Annotated in this window: 16 protein-coding genes and 5 pseudogenes; 6 read left to right on the forward strand and 15 right to left on the reverse strand. The window is 56.1% G+C overall.

The genetic code is table 11. The features are described 5' to 3' along the window. Nucleotides 1-116: 116 nt before the first annotated feature. The 3 genes from BZ163_RS03075 to BZ163_RS03085 all read right to left on the reverse strand — a co-directional run bounded on the left by BZ163_RS03075 (nt 117) and on the right by BZ163_RS03085 (nt 2,559). Complete coding sequence (locus tag BZ163_RS03075; protein WP_014003958.1) at nt 117-1,085, reverse strand: DUF932 domain-containing protein; 969 nt, start codon at nt 1,083-1,085, stop codon at nt 117-119. Between the two features lie 111 nt (nt 1,086-1,196). Then, a complete protein-coding gene (locus BZ163_RS03080) occupies nt 1,197-1,520 on the reverse strand; it encodes a hypothetical protein (protein WP_014003959.1) in 324 nt (107 codons plus the stop codon). A 190-nt stretch (nt 1,521-1,710) separates the two neighbouring features. Further along, nucleotides 1,711-2,559, reverse strand: a complete 849-nt coding sequence (locus tag BZ163_RS03085) for a hypothetical protein (RefSeq protein ID WP_014003960.1) — start codon at nt 2,557-2,559, stop codon at nt 1,711-1,713. A 322-nt stretch (nt 2,560-2,881) separates the two neighbouring features. Between BZ163_RS03085 and BZ163_RS03090 the strand changes: the two genes are divergently transcribed. The 3 genes and pseudogenes from BZ163_RS03090 to istA (BZ163_RS03100) all read left to right on the forward strand — a co-directional run. Continuing rightward, nucleotides 2,882-3,082, forward strand: a complete 201-nt coding sequence (locus tag BZ163_RS03090) for an AlpA family transcriptional regulator (protein ID WP_014003961.1) — start codon at nt 2,882-2,884, stop codon at nt 3,080-3,082. Between the two features lie 534 nt (nt 3,083-3,616). Then, complete coding sequence (locus BZ163_RS03095) at nt 3,617-4,273, forward strand: inovirus Gp2 family protein (protein ID WP_033041365.1); 657 nt, start codon at nt 3,617-3,619, stop codon at nt 4,271-4,273. 208 nt (nt 4,274-4,481) lie between these two features. After that, nucleotides 4,482-5,832, forward strand: a pseudogene (gene istA / locus BZ163_RS03100) (IS21 family transposase); the annotation flags it as partial. On the opposite strand, the pseudogene istA (BZ163_RS03105) reads toward istA (BZ163_RS03100), so the two are convergent. The 5 genes and pseudogenes from istA (BZ163_RS03105) to srpA form a co-directional block, all read right to left on the reverse strand. Further along, nucleotides 5,823-6,979: pseudogene (istA, locus tag BZ163_RS03105) on the reverse strand (IS21 family transposase); the annotation flags it as partial. The pseudogenes istA (BZ163_RS03100) and istA (BZ163_RS03105) overlap by 10 nt on opposite strands. A gap of 92 nt (nt 6,980-7,071) precedes the next feature. Continuing rightward, nucleotides 7,072-7,380, reverse strand: coding sequence for a LysR family transcriptional regulator (locus BZ163_RS03110; RefSeq protein ID WP_033040828.1), 309 nt, complete (start codon nt 7,378-7,380; stop codon nt 7,072-7,074). Nucleotides 7,381-7,795: 415 nt separating this feature from the next. Further along, a complete protein-coding gene (gene srpC / locus BZ163_RS03120) occupies nt 7,796-9,208 on the reverse strand; it encodes a solvent efflux RND transporter outer membrane subunit SrpC (protein WP_033040829.1) in 1,413 nt (470 codons plus the stop codon). Then, nucleotides 9,198-12,347, reverse strand: a complete 3,150-nt coding sequence (srpB, locus tag BZ163_RS03125) for a solvent efflux RND transporter permease subunit SrpB (protein WP_014003970.1) — start codon at nt 12,345-12,347, stop codon at nt 9,198-9,200. Before srpB ends, srpC begins: the two co-directional genes overlap by 11 nt. Nucleotides 12,348-12,360: 13 nt before the next feature. Then, on the reverse strand, nt 12,361-13,509 hold the full coding sequence (gene srpA / locus BZ163_RS03130) for a solvent efflux RND transporter periplasmic adaptor subunit SrpA (RefSeq protein ID WP_019437729.1): 1,149 nt from the start codon (nt 13,507-13,509) through the stop codon (nt 12,361-12,363). Nucleotides 13,510-13,732: 223 nt separating this feature from the next. Between srpA and srpS the strand changes: the two genes are divergently transcribed. Further along, a complete protein-coding gene (gene srpS / locus BZ163_RS03135) occupies nt 13,733-14,512 on the forward strand; it encodes a solvent efflux transporter transcriptional repressor SrpS (RefSeq protein ID WP_019751972.1) in 780 nt (259 codons plus the stop codon). A gap of 5 nt (nt 14,513-14,517) precedes the next feature. Continuing rightward, complete coding sequence (gene srpR / locus BZ163_RS03140; RefSeq protein WP_033040833.1) at nt 14,518-15,171, forward strand: solvent efflux transporter antirepressor SrpR; 654 nt, start codon at nt 14,518-14,520, stop codon at nt 15,169-15,171. A 16-nt stretch (nt 15,172-15,187) separates the two neighbouring features. Here srpR and BZ163_RS34710 read toward each other — a convergent pair. The 7 genes and pseudogenes from BZ163_RS34710 to BZ163_RS03170 all read right to left on the reverse strand — a co-directional run. Then, nucleotides 15,188-15,364: pseudogene (locus BZ163_RS34710) on the reverse strand (acetolactate synthase large subunit); the annotation flags it as partial. After that, nucleotides 15,344-15,889, reverse strand: a pseudogene (locus tag BZ163_RS35020) (hypothetical protein); the annotation flags it as partial. The pseudogenes BZ163_RS35020 and BZ163_RS34710, both read right to left, overlap by 21 nt. Further along, complete coding sequence (locus tag BZ163_RS36320) at nt 15,886-16,113, reverse strand: hypothetical protein (protein ID WP_033040835.1); 228 nt, start codon at nt 16,111-16,113, stop codon at nt 15,886-15,888. The pseudogene BZ163_RS35020 and the gene BZ163_RS36320, both read right to left, overlap by 4 nt. Next, nucleotides 16,085-17,034: pseudogene (locus BZ163_RS03155) on the reverse strand (hydrolase or metal-binding protein). The gene BZ163_RS36320 and the pseudogene BZ163_RS03155 overlap by 29 nt, the downstream one beginning before the upstream one ends. An 88-nt stretch (nt 17,035-17,122) precedes the next feature. Continuing rightward, nucleotides 17,123-18,127, reverse strand: coding sequence for a YqaJ viral recombinase family protein (locus tag BZ163_RS03160; protein WP_014003964.1), 1,005 nt, complete (start codon nt 18,125-18,127; stop codon nt 17,123-17,125). 79 nt (nt 18,128-18,206) lie between these two features. After that, nucleotides 18,207-19,175 carry a DUF932 domain-containing protein gene (locus BZ163_RS03165; protein WP_014003963.1) on the reverse strand — a complete coding sequence of 323 codons (969 nt, stop codon included), beginning with the start codon at nt 19,173-19,175 and terminating at the stop codon, nt 18,207-18,209. Nucleotides 19,176-19,262: 87 nt separating this feature from the next. Further along, nucleotides 19,263-19,592: a hypothetical protein gene (locus tag BZ163_RS03170; protein WP_014003962.1), complete on the reverse strand. Its 330-nt coding sequence runs from the start codon at nt 19,590-19,592 to the stop codon at nt 19,263-19,265. A gap of 162 nt (nt 19,593-19,754) precedes the next feature. On the opposite strand from BZ163_RS03170, the gene BZ163_RS35105 reads away from it, so the two are divergent. Then, nucleotides 19,755-19,837 (forward strand): helix-turn-helix domain-containing protein (locus BZ163_RS35105; RefSeq protein ID WP_143510986.1); only part of this gene is annotated, 83 nt, incomplete at its 3' end.

Raw genomic sequence — 19,837 nt, forward strand, 5'->3', positions numbered from 1 at the left:
CGAGCCTTGCTAGTGCTGCGCAACGGAGTAACGTTCATAGCGTTCACCTTGCAGAAATAGAAACGCCCGATCAGCAACGAGGCTGATCGGGCGTTTTTTGGGGGGGAAGTAACCGGTTAGGCGACCAATTGCAGGGCGGTATCCAGAGCGCGTTGCTTGATCTGCGCGCCCTGCCCGAACCAGGCTGAGTCCAGCCGGTACTCAATGCTACGCGCACGACGTTCGTGGTCGACATATTCGGTCACCGCGTTGAGCAGCCCCCAAGCAGTGCCGCGAGCTGAGTCCAATTGGCTGCCTCGTCCACGTCCTTCGTACAGCTCCTGCACTTTGCGCAAGGCGCGCTCATTCGGCAGAACTTCTGGCAAGTTGCCGGTCGGTGAGGTTTCGCACATCACGTTCATGAAAAACCCCAAGGCCTCATGCCACTGCACTTTGCGTTCGGCCAGAGCACGCATGCGATACATGAAGTCTTCCCATTGCGAGACGGCGATGCCGAGTTGCTTCTTTACCGCCTTCGGATCAAAGCGGGTGTTGTGCGGCACCTTGATCGCACGAGTAGTACCGTCCAAAGCGACAGTGAGGGTGTTGTTGCACACCACGCGCACAGTGGTCGGCGTTGCCGTCGTGGCCAATGTACCGTCGCAGGACGTGGCCAACAGCAGGTAACCGTTGACCTGGTCGTTGCCCTTAAGGGTAGACCCTTGCCCGGTACGTGCCAGCGCCCAGAACTTACGACCGCCCTTGAGCACGCCGGCTGTTTCCAGCTCGTAGCCGGAGAGCTCGGTCAGGTCGCGGTAGAACTCCAAGACCTCCCGAGGTTGTACCGTGTGATAGCGCTGGGAAACCACCGACAACGGTGCCTTGGTGTCTGAGCGGTAGAGGACCTTTTGTTCAGGGAAGGAGTGAATGGCCCCCAGGTGGCCGACGGCATCCGACTTGAAGTGCACAGGGCTTTCCAAGATTTGCCAGTTCATACCGGCTTCGCGCTGCCAGAGTTCAATGGATTGTTTATGCGGCAGATTGTTGCCCAGGCCGTGCCAGGGGGTAGTCCCAACATAAGCCATTTGTTCGATTTGATGAGCCATGGGAGATATTCCTTTGAGCAATAGCCGGCATAAAGCGCTGCGCATTGCACAGCACCGGCAGAAATAGGGAGTGGAAAGGGGGCGTATAAGCGGAATAGGGATCGCGGGGCGTCAGTCGTAGAGGCTGAACTCGTGCCCACATTCCAGGCACTGGTAATTGTTCAACACTCTCTCATCGATTTGAGAGCCAATCGCTGCACCAGCTACCGCTCCGGTCGCGCCACCTACGAGCCCTCCGAAGATGGCTCCGGTAATACCGCCCAGGGCAATGCCGACAGGGCCGGCAAAAGCACCGACAGTCGCGCCAGCCTCGGCACCTGCTAGTACGCTGGACACGCCACTGGCGGCACCACCAATCGATCCGATGACACCACCGGCCTTTTTGCCGAGATCCTTCGTTGCAATGCGTGCAGAACTACATACGGGACAGTTCATGAGAGAAATTTTCCTATATCAGGCCGATTTAACCGCGGGAGAAGGCCTACTGCTAGGCCTTCAAATTAATGATATAGGTTTGAAAATTATTTGAATCTAATTTGCTGGTGGTATCTGGCTGAGAGTGGTTGCCTTCTTAGCATTGATAGACTTGGTGTTGGTATGTTTCGGTCGTTATGGCTGGTTTGGGCTAAGTGTTGCGAAGCAGTTTAGAGTTTTGCAGCTTTTCTGAGATGTATAAGCCTTTTTCAGTTTCTATCTCTACGAGTATTTCTAGTGCTCGAGCTCGACTGATTTCGTGTTGTTCTGAAATTTTGTCTAGCATCTCGATGGTCTTGTCTGACAGGACAAAGTTATACTGTGACTTGCCCTTTAGGGTGCTTCTGTACTTTCTTTGGTTCCATAGTTTTTTAATTTTCCCAATATAAAGTTCTTCTTTCTCGCTGGTGTAATTCGCGTTGTCGAAAAAGATCAGTAGGTCTTCATATGTTTCGATGGGAGTGCGGAAGATGGTGAGGTATGTGTTCTTTTGTAGCCACTCGTAAGCGAGAGAGCATTTTTGGTTGTCGTCTTTAAACCATGAGTATTTTTTGTCGTGGGCTTTGTGGTCGCGCCACCGCTGCTCCAGACTTTTGATTAGAGATGTCTTTTCGGTAAGGTCTCGTTCCCAGACGTCAAGTACTGCTATAGGGAGATCCTTTCCAGAAAGATTGAATGGGAAGTTAAATTGACTGTGGTTGGTTGAGCTTTGAATTTCTTTTGTTAGCCATTCCACTAGTCGACGTTCGTTCGTGATCCACTCTAGATGTTTCTTGGGGATGAGTTGCTCTCGTCTTTTTTGCAGTAGTGGATCGACCTTCCATCTGTTCGCTTGGAGGTATCGAGCCATCTTGTTTCGCATTCCATGGTCTGGGAGTGCTTCTTTATTGAAACTTTGTTCGAAGAAAACGAGTGTGTACCAAAGCCATATGTCATGGCGCTCGCTGTACTCGGAATCGCCGAGAACCTGGCTTAACTCATCGTTGTAACGTATCGCCATACTAAGATCGCTCTATGCAAACTCACGGGTTAAGCTAGATTTACCCTATCGTGATTATTGAGTCAATCTAGATTTACTCTAGTAGTACAGAATTCTCTTTGGTACACGATTTAACTGGGTCTGTATGTGTGTTTGTGGCTATTTTCGTTTGAAAAAGGCAAGTCCTCTGAGACGAGTATGATCCCCCAGAAGGGTGCTGAGGGTAGGAGGCAATGGACGGATGGCGAGAGGGCAGCGTGCCGACAAGGTGTGGGGTGGGTTCGTCGTCCGTCAAATTTTACTGGCCTTGCCAATCCTCTGGACGAATACAGGAGCTACGTTCATGAGGATAATCCGCCTGAAAGAGGTCATGGATCTTACTGGTCTTTCCCGATCCACGATTTATAAGTACATCGCAGAAGGTCAGTTTCCAGTTCCGGTGCCGTTAGGGGATCGATGCGTCGGCTGGCTAGAAAGAGAAGTTCACGACTGGATTCTCGCTAAGGTGGCTGAGCGTGATAAAGCTTTAGGCCTGGCTAGCTGATAATTTGCGTTGACGAGTATAGTCGCCCTCATGATCCGGTTGATGTCGGATCATGATGGTTTTTTGCCGGAGTTAAATGAGTGAGGTGTTTGCTGGTTTTTATAATGGGTTGGTCGGTATTGGTGGGTAATGTGTTGTCATTTTGTTTTCGGTATGGGTAATATGCTTTATTAAGTAACTATCAATTATGCTGTTAGAGCGGCTAATACTTGCTTCTGGTGATGGCTGTCTGTATCTATATCCATCATGATGTGGGAGTGGCTAATGCCTGCTCATACTACTGAATATCTGTATCTATCCAATGCCTAGCATGGTGTTGGCTATCTGAAGTTTATCTACCTCCTGGCAAACACCTTGGCGGCTAGAATCTACCCATTGCTTCACATGCTACCCAAGCACTTATCTCCCTAGTGATTCTCTCTTCAGGCTAGGTGATGTGTAGGATGTTTGGGTAGGGATGGTTGGCACCGTGTAACTCGTAAATAAATACCACGCTTGCTGAGTATATGAGTCTTAGCAAAGAGAGTGGTTACCATGCTGCGTCATCCCGATAACACCAACCTTCACATCCACACTGGTGATCTGTTTGAAGGTCTTCCAGTCATGATCGAGAAGGGGCCGTTTGTAACTGAGTACCTGACTGCATTGAAACGCGCCGTTGATAACACGCTGAACCAGTATCCGAGGCTATTGGGCTTTAGAATTGATCTACGTCTGCCAGTCGGTATCAACTTGCCTGATTATGCATACACCAATCAGGTCATCAGCAGGTTTATTGAATCCTTCAAGGCCAAGATCGAGCACAACCGACTGAAGGCCCGTGAGCGGTATCCCTACGCTCATGGATGTAAGGTCCGTTACGTATGGGCTAGGGAGGAGGGGACAGGGCACCGTCCGCATTATCACGTTCTGATTCTGCTGAATCGAGATGCCTTCTACACGGTGGGGAAACTGCAATCTGATAATGCCAACATGATCAGCCGCTTGCAGGAGGCGTGGGCCAGTGCCTTGAGGCTGCAGGTCGATCAGGTGGCAGGTCTGGTCGAGGTCCCGGACAACCCGGCGTACAGAGTGGATCGTGAGAACTGGGGAGCGTTGTCCGACCTGTTCCATCGTGCCAGTTACCTGTGCAAGGTCGCCTCCAAAGCCTATGGAAATGGCCAGCATGGCTTCGGATGCAGTCGAGGTTGATGCAGCTACTGCTGAGACCCTGGATTGTTAGACTGCGAACTCTGGCCTAGTTGAGCTATTGACCGGGCTGGAGATCGTCGCGATGCTCCAGATTGTTGCCGCTGACCGAAAACTGACCCATTAAAGGCTGTTCTGCCGACTGAAAACTGACCCAGGTGTTCAACTGCTTCTGCTCACTTTCCGAGCAGGAGAACACCAGGTGATCAGCATGGAAATGATGGGAAAAATTCGGCGGATGTACTTCCGCGACAAGCTTTCGCTTCACCAGATAGCGAAGCGTACCGGGCTGTCCAGAAACACTATCCGAAAGTGGATCAGAGCCCCCGAAACCAAACAGCCGGTGTACCAGCGGCAAGCCGCTTTCAACAAGCTCAGTCCTTTCCACGAAATACTGGAGCAGGCACTCAAAGCCGATTCGCTTCGGGCCAAACACAACCGCAGAACCGCCAAGGCTCTCTTCGAGCAGATCAAAGCCGAGGGCTACGACGGCGGCTACAGCCAACTGACCGCATTCATCCGCGCGTGGCGCGGCGAGCAAGGAAAATCCTTGCGAGCCTTTGTGCCGTTGACGTTCGCGTTGGGCGAGGCTTTCCAGTTCGACTGGAGTGAAGAAGGTCTGCTGATCGGTGGGCTGTTCAGGCGGATCCAGATCTCCAACATGAAGCTCTGTGCCAGCCGCGCATTTTGGCTGGTGGCCTATCCCAGCCAAGGTCACGAGATGCTGTTTGACGCTCATACTCGCTCGTTTGAGGCATTGGGCGGCGTTCCTCGTCGCGGCATCTACGACAACATGAAAACGGCGGTCGACAGGGTCTCCAAGGGTAAAGGCCGCACGGTCAATGCTCGCTTCATGGTGATGTGCTCGCACTACCTGTTCGACCCGGACTTCTGCAACGTAGCGTCCGGCTGGGAAAAAAGGTATCGTCGAAAAGAATGTCCAAGACAGTCGACGCCGCATCTGGCTGTCCGCCCGCGACAATACTTTCCATAGCTTCGAAGAGTTGAATGCCTGGCTTGCCCAGCGCTGTCGGGCTCTGTGGCAAGAGCTGATCCATCCGCAGTACAACGGCCTCACCGTCGCAGAAGTCTTGGAACTGGAGCGCGTCGAAATGATGCCGATGCCGACGCCTTTCGACGGTTATGTAGAACGCACGGTTCGCGTTTCCAGCACCTGTCTGATCAACGTGGCTCGCAACCGCTATTCAGTACCCTGTGAGCGTGTTGGCCAGTGGGTCAGCAGTCGGCTCTATCCCTCGCGGATCGTCGTGATTGCCGATGATGGTGTGATTGCCAGCCACGAGCGCCTGTTTGATCGCGATCAGGTCAGCTACGACTGGCAGCACTACATCCCCCTCATTGAGCGCAAACCGGGAGCCCTGCGCAATGGCGCTCCGTTTGCCGATTTGCCCAAGCCATTGCGCCTGCTCAAGCGTGGCCTGCGGCGTCATGTGAACGGTGATCGCGTCATGACCCAAGTCTTGGCTGCGGTGCCCATTACCGGTCTGGACTCCGTTTTGGTGGCCGTGGAACTGGTGCTTGAGTCCGGCAGCTTGAGCGCGATCAGCGGCATGTAGTGCTGCCAGTCGTAGCTGACCTGGTCTCGATCAAAAAGCCGCTCATGACTGGCGATAGTTGTCTCATCAGCAACGACCACAACCCGCGAAGGGTATAAACGGCTACTGGCCCACTGACCGACGAGTTCGCAAGGCACCGAGTAACGATTGCGCGCCACGCTGATCAGGCAGGTACTGGAGACCCGCACAGTGCGTTCGACATAGCCGTCGAAAGCGCTGGGCATAGGCATCATTTCCACCCGTTCCAGCTCCAGGACATCTGCCACCGTAAGCCCTTTGTATTGCGGTGCGGCAGCTCGCTCCAGAGAGTTCGGCAGCGCTGGCCGAGCCAGACATTCAGCTCATCGAAGGTATGAAACAGGCAGTCTTGAGCATCGAGCCAGATACGTCGCCGATTGTCTTGGACGTTCTTCTCGACGATCCCTTTTTCCCAACCTGAGGCTACGTTGCAGAAGTCTGGATCGAATAAATAATGCGAGCACATCACGGCAAAACGGGCGTTGACCGTCCGTCCTTTGCCTTTGCTGACCTTGTCGACCGCCGTTTTCATGTTGTCGTAAATGCCGCGACGCGGCACGCCGCCCAAGGCGGCGAATGAGCGGGTATGGGCATCGAACAGCATTTCATGTCCTTGGCTGGGATAGGCCACTAGCCAGAAGGCTCGGCTGGCACATAGCTTCATGTGCGCGACCTGGACACGTCGGAAAACACCGCCAATCAGCAGGCCTTCCTCGCTCCAATCGAACTGGAAGGCCTCGCCCAACGCGAACGCCAACGGCACAAATGCCCGTACCACCTTGCCTTGCTCTCCGCGCCAATGACGAACGAAGGCAGTGACCTGGCTGTAGCCGCCGTCATAGCCTTCAGCGCGGATCATGGCCAGCAGCGCCTTGGCGCTGCGGCGATGCTGCTTGGCCCTCAAGGCATCAGCCCGCAGCGCCTGTTCCAGAAGGTCGTGAAAGGGACTGAGCTTGTTGAACACGGCTCGACGTTGATAAACCGGCTGCTTGGACTCCGACGCTCTTACCCATTTTCGGATGGTGTTGCGCGACAGTCCGGTGCGCTTGGCTATCTCATGCAACGACAGCTTGTCGCGGAAATACATCCGCCGAATTTTGCCCATCATTTCCATGCTGATCACCCTGTGTTCTCCTGCTCAAAAATTGAGCAGGTGCAGTGGAACACCTGGGTCAGTTTTCAGTCAGCACAACGGGCGAAACTGGGTCAGTTTTCGGTCAGCGGCAACACGCTTTCTTTATCTACGCTAGCAAGCGCCTCCTGCAAAGTGCTGAGGGCAGGTCCTAGAGCGGTTGCAAGCTGGTCTGCGCGTTCTGTCGGTGTCCAAGCCCGCTTACCCAAAAAGAGCTCATCACCAAATCGTTTGCGAAGCTTAGCTATGGTATTGCTGATAGCTGGTTGTTTTACACCCAAGCGCTCAGAAGCCCGAGTCACTCCCCCTTCTTGATATACCACCAAGAAAGTAATCAGGCTGTTTAAATCTACATCCAGTAGCGCTTTTTCAGGATTCTGCATGTTGCCCTCGCATTTCATTATCCATGAACAATGCTCTAAAGGAGATGCCTCGGCAATGGGAGGTCAAGCAATCAGTCAATGCTGCGAAACTTGAGCTTGAAAAATGATCTATCATATCTTTCTCATTGTCCCGGAAGCCGCTAATGATCATCGAACTGAAGTACTTGTTCAGCGCGATTATCGTATAGCTCATACACCCCGGCGCAGTGCGAAGCACGTTAACCAGGTCGTCTACGGCTAAAAGTACATCATCGTCAGGGCGGTCTTCGAAGCGAACCTCTAACGCGCTTGCTGATATCAACCCCATTGCTAATACTCCCGATTTAAAATCGACGATAATTCGCCACTTCAGTTCGAAAAATATTTCAATATTTGAAATCTAGGGCAGCGCTACTGCTAGCCGCTGCCCAGGATCTTAGTTTTGACTCACGCTCCAGCCGCTCCCGAGGGCTTTGTAAAGCTGGACTTCACTATTGATTTGATCGAGCTGATCATTCAATAGCTTCTGTTGTGAGGAAAACAGTTCGCGTTGAGCATCCAGCACTGTCAAATAGCTATCGACGCCCTGGTCATAGCGCTGCTGGGCCAAGCTGAAATAGGCTTTATAATTATCAACCAGCTCGCTTTGAGCACTGAGCTGTTTGCCGTAAGTTCCCCTCGCAGCGAGTCCGTCGGCTACCTCTCGGAAAGCGGTTTGGATACTCTTCTCGTAGGTCGCTACGCCCACATCCTTCTGAAGCTCAGCGTAATCGAGATTGGCTCGCAGCTTTCCTGCGTTAAAAATCGGCACGCTGATTTGTGGAGCGAAGCTCCAGCTGTCAGATCCGCTGTTGAACAGTCCATCAAGATCGCTGCTGGCTGAGCCCGCTGAAGCTGTCAGGCTAATGCGTGGAAAAAATGCCGCACGAGCTGCGCCGATATTTGCGTTCGCGGCCATAAGTTGATGTTCAGCAGAACGGATGTCCGGTCTGTTCAGCAGCAGATCAGCTGGTAGCCCAGCTGGAACCTTCCCTAGGGCGCTCATGGCCAGTGGCGAGTTTTTTGGCAAATCCGTTGGAATCTTGCTGCCCAGCAACAATTCCAGTGCATTCACATCCTGCGCTATTCGACGGGTGTACAAGGCCTGCTGGGCCTGGGCTTGGTTCACCAAAGTCCTGGCCTGACGAACATCTAGCTCCGACGAGGTTCCTGCCCAAGCACTCGACTCGATCATTGCCAAGCTTTCAACGTAGCTGGTCAGCGTCGCTTCGGTCAGCTCCAAGAGCGCTTGGTCGGTTCGCCACAGAAAATAGGTGGTTGCCACATCGCCTATGAGTGCGATCTGAACGCTGCGCTGCGCCTCCTCAGTAGCGAGGTATTTTTCAAGTGCTTGGTTCGACAAGCTTCGGATTCGGCCAAATAAGTCCAACTCGTAGGCAGTCACCAAGCCTACTTGGTACTGGCTATCGATCCGAGAATCGCCGGTGGGGGATAAATCGTCAGGCAAGCGGGTTCGATTTCCAGAGGCTTGGCCATCAAGTGTGGGAAACCGCTCTGCTCGTTGGATCCGGTACAGCGCTCTGTAGGATTCAACATTTTTGGCAGCGATTCGAAGATCTCTGTTGTTCTCTAGTGCTGCATCGAGGAGGCGGACCAGCGCTGGATCTTTAAAAAACTCTTTTGCCTTGGGGAGAGCCGTCGCGATACTGCGTTGGTCTCCCTGCCCGCCGTAGGCCTGGCCCGTTGGCCATTGTGCCTGCATCGGTGCGGCTGGCTGCTGATAGTCGGGGATCAAGCTGCATCCGCCGAGCATCAGCAAAGCAAACATGGGGAGTGACTTAAACTTCATGAGTCACCTCCTTGACCGCGTTTGGCTTTCTTTTCATGAGCCCCTCGAAAAGCTTGACAACTACTACGTAGAACAGCGGAACAAAGAAGACAGCCAGCACCGTTGCTGTGATCATGCCTCCGACGACGCCGGTAGCAATGGAGTGCTGGCTGCCAGCGCCTGCGCCGGATGCTATGGCCATCGGCAGCACACCGAAGGTGAATGCCAGCGAGGTCATCAATATCGGACGCAAACGCAGCTTGGCGGCCTCTATCGCAGCTTTGACGATCGGATAACCCTCCTTCTCATACAGCTCTTTGGCGAACTCTACGATCAGGATGGCGTTCTTGGCGGACAAGCCAACCGTGGTCATCAAGCCCACCTGGAAGTACACATCTGCCGTCAGGTCGCGCCAAAGCGTTGCCAGCACCGCGCCCAAAATACCCAGAGGAACAACCATGATCACTGAGACCGGTACCGACCAGCTCTCATACAGAGCGGCCAGGCACAGGAAAACGATCAGCACAGTCAACGCATAGAGCAATGGTGCCTGGTCGCCAGTTTGGATTTCTTCATATGAGAGACCGGTGTAGCTCAGGCCAATGCCGGCAGGCAGTTGTTGCATGATTTCAGCGATAGCTATCATCGCGTCACCCGTGCTGTATCCAGGGGCTGGCTCGCCGAGGATGTTCAGGGACGAAATGCCACCGTAGCGCTCCAGCTTCGGTGAGCCGTTCACCCACTCACCGGTTGCAAACGCCGAGAACGGAACCATCTGGCCCAGGCTATTGCGCACGTACCATTTATCGAAGTCCTCAGGGGAGATTCGCGAGATGTCTTCGCCCTGGACGTACACCCGTTTGACCCGGCCGCGGTCGATGAAGTCGTTGACATACATCGAGCCCCAGGCTGCCGACATCGTTTCGTTGATGGACGCGATGCTTACTTGCAGCGCACGGGCCTTTTCGTCATCGATGTTCACCTGGAATTGCGGCTCGTCGTCCTTGCCGTTTGGACGAACTGCCTGGAGCTTAGGGTTCTGGCTTGCCAGTTGCAGGAATTGGTTTCGAGCTGCCATCAATGCTTCGTGGCCTAGACCGAGGTTGTCCTGCAGATACAAGTTGAAGCCCATCGCGTTGCCCATTTCCAGAATGGCTGGAGGGACGAACGCCATGACGCTGGCATCTTTGATCTTGGCAAAATGCTGATTAGCCCGTTGCGCGATGCTGAATACGTCTTGCCCAGCACCGTGACGCTCCTTCCAGTCCTTGAAGGTGATCAGCACCAGCCCCGAGTTCTGACCACGACCAGCAAAGTTGAAGCCATTCACCGTCATGAAGTGCTCAACCAATGCACCTTCATCATTGGCCAAGTAGTCTCGCACCTCTTGAAGCACACCCTCGGTACGTTCAGCGGAAGCGTTTGCCGGTGTACGCACCTCGATCATCATCAAGCCCTGATCCTCGTTGGGCAGGAATGCCTTAGGGATCTGGGTGAACAGATAGCCGGTTCCTCCGGTGATGAGCAAGAACGCAAGCAGGTACCTACCGCGCCCCTTCAGCATTGCGCCGACGCCTCGCTCGAACCGCCGCGTGCCGCGGTCGAAGATGCGGTTAAACCAGCCGAAGAAGCCCTTTCTCTCGTGGTGTGAATTACCCTCCGGAGCTTTGAGAATGGTCACGCAAAGTGCTGGGGTGAACACAAGAGCGACCAAGATCGAAAGCCCCATGCAGACTACGATGGTGATCGCAAATTGTTGATAGATGATGCCAGCGGAGCCACCAAAGAAGGCCATGGGTACGAATACAGCCGACAGCACCATGCCGATGCCCACCAAGGCCCCTGAAATCTGATCCATCGACTTGCGGGTAGCCTCAAGAGGCGACAAGCCCTCGTCATGCATGAGCCGCTCAACGTTCTCGACCACGACGATTGCATCGTCGACCAGCAAGCCGATAGCCAGCACCATGGCATACATGGTGAGCACGTTGATATTCAGGCCGAAGTACGGCAAAAGGGCGAAAGTGGCGAGCAGCACCACTGGAACTGCCAGGGTGGGGATCAGTGTGGCCCGGAAGCTCTGCAGGAACAGATACATGACCAGGAAGACCAGTACCACCGCCTCAAAGATCGTGTGTACTACCGACTCAATCGAGGCCTCAACAACCGGTGTCGTATCGTAGGGATAAATGACCTCCACGCCGTCTGGCAAGTAGGCCTTTTGCTGCTCCATCAGCTTTTTGACCGCGTCTACGGTTTCCAGCAGATTGCCGCCGGTGGACAAGCGCAGCGCCAGGCTTGCGGTTGGCGAGTCCTTGTACTGCGCGGAAATGGCGAAGCTGTCAGCCCCAAGTTCCGCACGACCAACATCCTTCACTCGTACCTGCGAGCCATCCGGGTTTACCTTGACCAGAATCTCATCGAACTGGCTAGGCGTGGTCATGCGCGTCTTGCCCAGAACGGTCGCATTCAGCTGGACGCCTGAGCGAGTTGGTAATCCACCCAACTGGCCGGAGGACACCTGAACGTTCTGCTCTCGGATAGCGCTGGCGACGTCAGTGGGCGTCAGCTGATAGCTATTGAGCTTGCCTGGGTCCAGCCAGATACGCATGGCATAAGGCGAGCCAAACAGCTGGAAATCGCCGACGCCTGGGATGCGCGAAATGGGGTCCTGGAGCTGTGACGCGATCAGGTTGCCCAGGTCGAAGTTATCGAGCTTGCCCGAACGATCCACCAAGCTCATGACCAGGAAGAAGTTCATCTGGTACTTCACTACACGAAGACCCTGACGCTGAACCTCTTCCGGCAAACGAGGTGTTGCCAGCTGCAGCTTGTTCTGCACCTGAACCTGTGCGATATCCGGATCGGTTCCCTGTTCAAAGGTCACGATGATGGTCATGCTGCCGTCAGAGGCGCTCTCTGCCGACATGTATCGGAACCCATCCAGCCCACTGAGCTGCTGCTCAATGACCTGAACCACTGTGTCCTGCACGGTTTGTGCAGAAGCACCTGGGTAGCTGACTTGGATCGAAACGGCAGGGGCCGCGATGTTTGGATATTGGCTAATGGGCATTTTCGCCAGAGACAGCGCACCGGCAAGCATGGCCACGATAGCGAGAACCCAGGCAAAAATCGGCCTGTCGATAAAGAAACGAGACATGAATCGTGCCCCCTCAGTTAGCCGAGGCTTCTGTGGTAGCGGCGAAGCCGTCTACCAAATTCACATTCTTGGCCTCAACCGCGTTGACAGCGATGCCGCTGCGAACACGTTGAACACCTTCGGTAATGATCCGCTCTCCCTCGGTCACGCCGTTGCTGATCAACCAAGCATTGCCCACGGTTCGGAGGGTCTGAATCTCACGGGACTCGACGGTGTTGTCAGCCTTCACGACCCAGACGCTTGGCACACCTCTCGTATCGCGGCTGATGGCTTGTTGCGGTACCAAGATTGCGGCGTTTTGCACGCCCTCTTTCAGCAGAGCATGCACAAACATGCCTGGTAGCAGCTTGCGATTAGGATTGGGAAATTCGGCGCGAAGGGTCACAGAACCTGTTGTGGGATCAACGCTCACCTCGGAAAACTTCAGAGTTCCTGGCAGTGGATAAGCACTTCCGTCATCCAGCGTCAGGCTGACTTCAGCCTGGTTCTCGCCTGTCTTTTGAAGGCGGCCTGACTCCAGCGCCTTTTGCAGACCAAGAAGCTTTGTGATTGGCTGAGTGACGTCGACATAAATGGGGTCCAGCTGCGTGACGGTGGCGAGCGACTGAGCTTGGCCATTGGTAACGAGCGCCCCCTCGGTGACCGTCGAGCGACCAATGCGCCCGGAGATTGGGGAAAGCACCCGTGTGTATTGAACGTCGATGCGAGCCACCTGGTAATCGGCTTCTGCTTGTTTCCATGCGGCAAGCGCATCGTCGTACTGCTGCTTGCTGACTGCCTTGGTCTTCAACAGCGTTTCATAGCGACGAGCCAGGTTTTGTGCGCTAGTTCGATTCGCTTCTGCACGACGCAACTGCGCTTCGTACGTCCGTGGGTCAATCTGATAAAGCTGCTGACCCAGCTTGACTTCAGCGCCTTCAACAAACGACCGCTTCTGAAGAATCCCCGAAACCTGTGGGCGGACTTCCGCTACACGGAATGCCGAAGTCCGGCCAGGCAAGTCAGTTGTCAGGGTCAGAGCTTGTGCACGCACGGTGTACACGCCCACGTCCGGTGGTGGAGTTGCAGAGCTAACCTGTTCTTTCTCACCACATCCCGAAATTAGCATCAGCGCAGTTAAGGGGATTACCCGTAATGCACGCGGGGATCGTATCTGTCTCACGGTTTGGCTCCATCTCTCTGCCCGCATGACGGGGGCTATTGCTGAATCGTAATGCGGTAGAGTGTACCATTATGTGATACTCTTGACGCAAGCAAGCCTGAGCCGCGGTTGGTCGAGGTTTACCGATTGAGGCGTTCGCGATGTGTGGCTGGCTAGCGGAGGCCGAGAGCTCTACAGTGGCGGCCAATGTGATAGGACGCAGCCGTACGCGCAGAGGAAAGATATGAACCAATCAGATGAAAATATTGGCAAGGCCGGGGGCATCCAGGTCATCGCCAGAGCAGCCTCGATCATGCGAGCGCTTGGCAGTCATCCGCACGGCTTGAGCTTGGCGGCCATTGCGCAACTGGTTGGGCTGCCTCGCTCCACCGTTCAGAGAATCATCAACGCTCTGGAAGAAGAGTTCCTAGTCGAGGCTTTAGGGCCTGCCGGAGGTTTTCGACTTGGCCCTGCGCTTGGCCAGCTAATCAATCAGGCGCAAACAGACATTCTTTCTTTGGTGAAACCGTACTTGCGCTCGCTGGCTGAGGAGCTGGACGAGTCGGTCTGTCTGGCTTCTCTGGCCGGAGATAAAATCTACGTGCTTGACCGTATCGTGTCAGAGCGAGAGCTGCGGGTAGTGTTTCCGATTGGTATTAACGTACCCGCCGCAGCGACGGCGGCCGGCAAAGTCCTCTTGGCAGCATTACCTGACGAAACCCTACAAGCCGCGCTTGGCGAGCAGCTGCCAGTATTCACCTCCAACACCCTAGGACGAAAGGCGCTTGTCAAACAACTGAGCGAAGTGCGGCAGAGTGGCGTTGCCAGCGATCTGGACGAGCACATTGATGGCGTGTGCTCATTCGCAACGCTTTTGGATACCTACCTCGGGTATTACTCCCTCGCGGTCGTAATGCCGAGTTCCAGAGCGAGCAAGCAGTCAGACTTGATCAAAAAAGCTCTGCTGCAGAGCAAGCTGAACATAGAGCGTGCTATCGGCCGCGCGTCGAAGAAAGCTCCCTAGATAAGATGGCCAGAAAGACGGCAGCTGAGGCGAAGGAGACAAGACAGCGCATTATTGATGCGGCGCTTGAGGTGTTTGTTGCCCAGGGTGTTCCCGACGCGACCCTAGATCAGATAGCTCGGAAGGCAGGCGTCACGCGTGGTGCTGTCTACTGGCATTTTAACGGGAAGCTGGAAGTGCTCCAGGCGGTGCTGGCATCTCGGCAGCATCCCCTCGAATTGGACTTTACTCCTGACTTAGGTATTGAGCGTTCTTGGGAGGCGGTGGTTGTCGCCATGCTGGACGCCGTGCTGGACGCCGTGCATAGCCCCCAGTCAAAGCAGTTCTCGGAGATCTTGATTTACCAAGGGCTTGATGAGTCGGGCCTGATCCATAATCGAATGGTGCAAGCGAGCGATCGGTTCCTGCAGTACATTCGCCAAGTTCTTCGGCATGCGGTTACCCAAGGGGAATTGCCCATAAATCTGGATCTTCACACCTCAATCGGCGTCTTCAAAGGACTGATCACCGGACTGCTCTATGAGGGATTACGAAGCAAGGACCAGCAGACTCAGATAATCAAAGTTGCGCTGGGATCGTTTTTGGCTTTGCTCAGGGAGCCTCCTCGCTTCTTGTTGTGCGAGGAGGCTCAGATTAAGCAAGCCAAACCCTTCGAGTGAGGGGATGACGCGTCGGTTATATAGCCAGCGCTCGTTCCCGAAGCTCGCTGTTGAGGATGCGGTCGTTCTCGCTATAGTCGACAGGGCAGTCAATCACGTGCACGCCAGGGTTGACGATACAGTGGTCAAGCAGCGGCAACAAGGCGTCAGCGCTTTCTACTCGATAGCCGTGGGCACCGTAGGCTTCGGCATACTTGCCTTCACGGGCCAGATGATCGCCCCAGAAATACAGGCTGTCGATGCCGTCCGGGTTGATCAAAAGCGCCTGCCTGAGTAGTTCATCGGCCTTTTGCGCATCGCCGAAACCGATCGGCCAGCCGGGCACGCGATCATACAGCGCAGCCAGGCTGGTGTAGGCCGAACCCTGCAGGGCATCGGGGTCGAGTTGCAGGGCTTTTTCCAGATCAGTGCGCGACTGCTTGGCCTTGCTCAAGGCACCGAGGCCGCCCTGGGCACCGGCCCAGCTGCTGGTGACTATGCCTTTCCAGATCCACGCCTCGGCAGCTTACGGCTCGGCTGTGGTGAACGCTTCGGCCTGCTCGGCCAGCTTCTCGAACTCGGCGACCTTGCGCTCTTGCGGGGTGTCGTACTGGATCTGCGCCCAGCGTTGCTGGATGGCCTGCAACTGCTGGGTGCCGGCGGCATCCAGCGCCCAGGCGCCGGTGTGAATGCTCAGGGCTGCCAGGGCAACGGCGAGGTGAGTCAGGGTTCTTTTCATTGGGGGGGCGTCTTGGAGGAATGGGTGAAGCGGGGAATGGTCGGCAGCTGCTTGCGGATCGCCCGGTCGACCAGGCCTGGCAGCAGGCCGTTGAGTCGCACCAGCAGTTTTTCCGGCCAGCCCAGGTACAGCTCGGCGAGGTTGCGCTCGATGGCGCTCGTTACCGGCGACTCGACCAGGTAGGTGCCGGTCGAGTCACTGGCTTTCAGCTTGTGCAGTCGCATGGTCTGCTCCTTGGTGGTGATCAATCCATGGGGTATGGCACTTGGCTTGCGCCTCCAGCCTCTCGGCCAGGCTGTTTTTCGCAGATCGCTGGGGAGGGTTGGCGGCTGGGGATTGGCTTTCCTCGACGGGTAGAACTCCTCGACAATGGTGCTGGCGTCTTCCTCGCTGTCCTCGAACGCGCCATTGGCGAAGCCACGCTGCGCGGCTTCATCCAGCGCGGCTTGATCGAAGCCTGTCGCTTGTCGCTGCGCATCGAGCTCACTGGCGGCCTGCAGCGCCTCGGCCATGTCCATGCCGCCGCGTACTGTCAGGTCGACGTAGAAGATTGGCGTCCCATGGCTTTGGCGGGTGGACTTGCCACGCAGGCGCAATTCCAGCGGCAGACATGCCAGGCGGTTGCCGGAGATGGCCTGGAAGTAATGCAGCCGGGCGGCGAGGGTGCGGATGCTGTTGAAACCGGTGGTACGAAACACAAAGCTACCAAGCGGATCCTCATCGCCAATGACCACGTTCAGCCGTCCGTAGGGCCTGCAGGCATTACCCTTGGCCAACGGGCAAGCATCTGGCGAAGGGCAGGGCAACGACTGTATCCCGTCTTTTGTGATGCGCTTGCAGGTCTCACCGTTGCCCACGCACAGCGGTCGTCCGGACTGCCGATCAAACAGCGTGTAGTCGGCACGAAAGTTCAGTTCAGGCTCGTTGAACAGCAGGCGCATCGGGATGCTGCGCAGCTTATCGTCCTTACCCTGACGCAGCCCGTCGTTGAGCGGGTGCAGCAGCCAGCCGTCCTTGTCTTGTACCTGGGAGGTGATGGTGAACTGGTCATCCTTCTCCGGCAGGCGCTTGCCGTTCTTCTCGATGACCTTGCCGATGGAAATCCGCCCGAGCACTGGGGGCGTCAGGGCTAAGCCTTTCAGCATGGTGGTTCTCCTGGAAATGAAAAAAGGCCAGCCACGCAGCGCGAACTGCATGGATTGGCCAAGGGGAAGGGAGTGAGGGAAGTGAAAATCAGCCGACCAAGAAGCGCCGCGCACCGGGCTTCAGCTGTGGGTACCTGGCCTGCAGGTAGGGCTTGTCCCGGAGCAACTGAGCGACATCGAGGCCAACACTGTCCTTGGCTTTGCGCCAAATGACGTAGCCGCTGGTGAACTCCGCCCGACTGGCGTCGCCCATTGCCTGCTGCAGCAACTGCTTGAGTTCCGCCTCGCGCTTTTCCTTATCGGCAATCGACTGGCGAACGACCTTGAACTCCAGGAAGGTAGCGGTCAGTTCGGCATGGCTTCTGAAGTCGACGACTTCGCCGTTGTCCTGGGGATACAGGCAACGCAGCGCCAATTCAGCCGAAGCACTGCCATCAGCCGGTGGAGGTGTATCAGTTTCGACGTACCGCCAGAATGTGCGCTCCAGCTCGATCAGGCGTGCGATCATCTGCTCGTCCCGTTCGATGCGATGAATCTCCAGCGTCTGGCCACCGAGCAGCACCGCCACGTCCGCAGCCTGCTTGCCAGTGACGGCGAGCTGGTGCATCACCTGAAGCTCGACATACTCGGGGATGCCTTCCTTCCAGAGACGTGCCCCGTTTATGCCGGCGGTCTTGCATTCGAGGATCTGCACGTCGTCGGCTCCGATCACCTCGCGGTCGATGTTGGCCAGCATCCAGGGCAGCTCGAGATCCGGGTGTTGCAGCACGGCATTGATGCGCCGCACCTTGTTCTTGGTGCGCTTGCTGTAGTGCCAGGCCACGATGGGTTCCAGAACGTTGCCCCAGTACATCGGGCTTTCCTCATCCTGGGGATCGGCCTTGGGCATGCCGGCATCGCGACCGGTCTTCTCCAGCCACAGCTCCAGCTGTGATTTGTAGGGATTCAGGCCGACCGCAGCGGCGGCATCCGAACTGCCGATGCCTTGCTTGCGGATCTGCAGCCAGTCCTCGCGCGGCAGCTCCTTGGTGCTTACCAAGCGCAGAGCCGGACGAGGCTTGCTGATGTTGCGATTCAATGAAGTGGCTTTCATAGCATTCACCTTGCAGAAATAGAAACGCCCGACCTGCAACGAAGCGGGTCGGGCGTTATGGGGTGGGGTTGGTAAAAGCTCAGGCAACCAGTTGCAGCGCTGTATCCAAGGCGCGTTGCTTGATCTGGGCGCCTTGGCCGAACCATGCAGAGTCGAGGCGATACTCCGTGCTGCGTGCCCGGCGCTCGTGATCGACGTACTCGGTCACGGCGTTGAGCAGGCCCCAGGCGGTGCCGCGTGCCGAGTCCAGCAGGCTACCGCGACCACGACCTTCGTATAGCTCTTGGACTTTGCGCAGGGCGCGCTCGTTCGGTAATACCTCCGGCATTGCACCGGTTGGGCTGGTTTCGCAGAGCACAGACATGAAGAATCCCAAAGCCTCATGCCACTGCACCTTGCGCTCGGCCAGCGCGCGCATGCGGTACATAAAATCGTCCCATTGGGAGACGGCGATGCCGAGTTGCTTCTTCACCACTTTGGGATCGAAGCGGGTGTTATGCGGCACTTTGATCGCGCGGCTGGTGCCGTCCAGGGCGATGGTCAGAGTGTTGTTGCACACCACCCGCACAGTGGTCGGCGTTGCCGTGGTGGCCAGGGTACCGTCACAGGACGTGGCCAGCAGCAGGTAGCCGTTGACCTGGTCGTTGCCCTTGAGCGCAGCGCCTTGCCCGGTACGTGCCAGCGCCCAGAACTTGCGACCGCCCTTGAGTACGCCAGCCGTCTCCAGCTCATAGCCGGAGACCTCGGTCAGATCCCGGTAGAACTCCAGCACTTCGCGCGGCTGCACGGTGTGATAGCGCTGGGAGACCACCGACAGCGGTGCCTTGGTGTCCGAACGGAACAGCACCTTCTGCTCCGGGAAGGAGTGGATCGCGCCCAGATGGCCGACGGCATCCGACTTGAAATGCACGGGGCTCTCCAGGATCTGCCAGTCCATGCCGGCTTCGCGTTGCCAGACTTCGATGGGTTGCTTCTGCGTGAGCTGATTGCCCAGGCCATGCCACGGGGTAGCGCCAGCGTAGGCCATGGTTTCGATGAGATGTGCCATGTGAGTTATTCCTTTAGGTACAAATCGGTATAAAGCGCTGAGCGAGGCGCAGCACCGACTAGATGAATGAATGGGAATAGCGCTGGATCAGGTCGGCAGGTTGAAGCGATGACCGCAGAGCAGGCAGAGGTTGTGGGCCAGAACGTGGCGGTCGAGCGACTCGCCGAGTTGAGCGCCGAGCGCGCATCCACCGACGCCACCTGCCAGACCGCCGAGGATGGCGCCCGACACTGAGCCGAGCGTGATACCGACCGGCCCGGCGAGCGCGCCGATGGCTGCGCCGGCCTGCCCACCGGTCCAGGCTGCGCTGACGCCACGCGCAACACCGCCTACGGTGCCAATAGCTGCACCGACTTTCATGGCGTGATGGAAGGAAGCGATTTTGGGGGAGTTACAGCGAGGGCACTGCAATGACATGGTGAGAACCTCATTGGTAGGAATGTCACTGCTGTTATGTAGGGCTGAGTTTTTTTCGAATCGAATGGCCGCTTTTCAGCAGCTTACTAAGGCGTATTGAGCTACAGTCGGCCAAGAGGGCGGTCTCAGTGACCAAGTGCAACACCCGAGGTAAGGTGCTGCATGACTACTCACTACACCCACTTGACCATCGAAGAGCGCGTAACGCTAATGATCATGCGTATGCAAGGCGCCTCGCTGCGAGC

Source organism: Pseudomonas sp. VI4.1 (assembly GCF_002029345.1).
Classification (GTDB): domain Bacteria; phylum Pseudomonadota; class Gammaproteobacteria; order Pseudomonadales; family Pseudomonadaceae; genus Aquipseudomonas.

Coding starts and splice junctions, on each gene's coding strand:
- BZ163_RS03075 (WP_014003958.1), bottom strand. CDS start 1,085: ATGGCTCATCAAATCGAACAAATGGCTTATGTTGGGACTACCCCCTGG.
- BZ163_RS03085 (WP_014003960.1), bottom strand. CDS start 2,559: ATGGCGATACGTTACAACGATGAGTTAAGCCAGGTTCTCGGCGATTCC.
- srpS (WP_019751972.1), top strand. CDS start 13,733: ATGAACCAATCAGATGAAAATATTGGCAAGGCCGGGGGCATCCAGGTC.
- srpC (WP_033040829.1), bottom strand. CDS start 9,208: ATGAAGTTTAAGTCACTCCCCATGTTTGCTTTGCTGATGCTCGGCGGA.
- BZ163_RS36320 (WP_033040835.1), bottom strand. CDS start 16,113: ATGCGACTGCACAAGCTGAAAGCCAGTGACTCGACCGGCACCTACCTG.
- BZ163_RS03170 (WP_014003962.1), bottom strand. CDS start 19,592: ATGTCATTGCAGTGCCCTCGCTGTAACTCCCCCAAAATCGCTTCCTTC.
- srpB (WP_014003970.1), bottom strand. CDS start 12,347: ATGTCTCGTTTCTTTATCGACAGGCCGATTTTTGCCTGGGTTCTCGCT.
- BZ163_RS03110 (WP_033040828.1), bottom strand. CDS start 7,380: ATGCAGAATCCTGAAAAAGCGCTACTGGATGTAGATTTAAACAGCCTG.
- BZ163_RS03165 (WP_014003963.1), bottom strand. CDS start 19,175: ATGGCACATCTCATCGAAACCATGGCCTACGCTGGCGCTACCCCGTGG.
- srpR (WP_033040833.1), top strand. CDS start 14,518: ATGGCCAGAAAGACGGCAGCTGAGGCGAAGGAGACAAGACAGCGCATT.
- BZ163_RS03160 (WP_014003964.1), bottom strand. CDS start 18,127: ATGAAAGCCACTTCATTGAATCGCAACATCAGCAAGCCTCGTCCGGCT.
- BZ163_RS03090 (WP_014003961.1), top strand. CDS start 2,882: ATGAGGATAATCCGCCTGAAAGAGGTCATGGATCTTACTGGTCTTTCC.
- BZ163_RS03095 (WP_033041365.1), top strand. CDS start 3,617: ATGCTGCGTCATCCCGATAACACCAACCTTCACATCCACACTGGTGAT.
- BZ163_RS03080 (WP_014003959.1), bottom strand. CDS start 1,520: ATGAACTGTCCCGTATGTAGTTCTGCACGCATTGCAACGAAGGATCTC.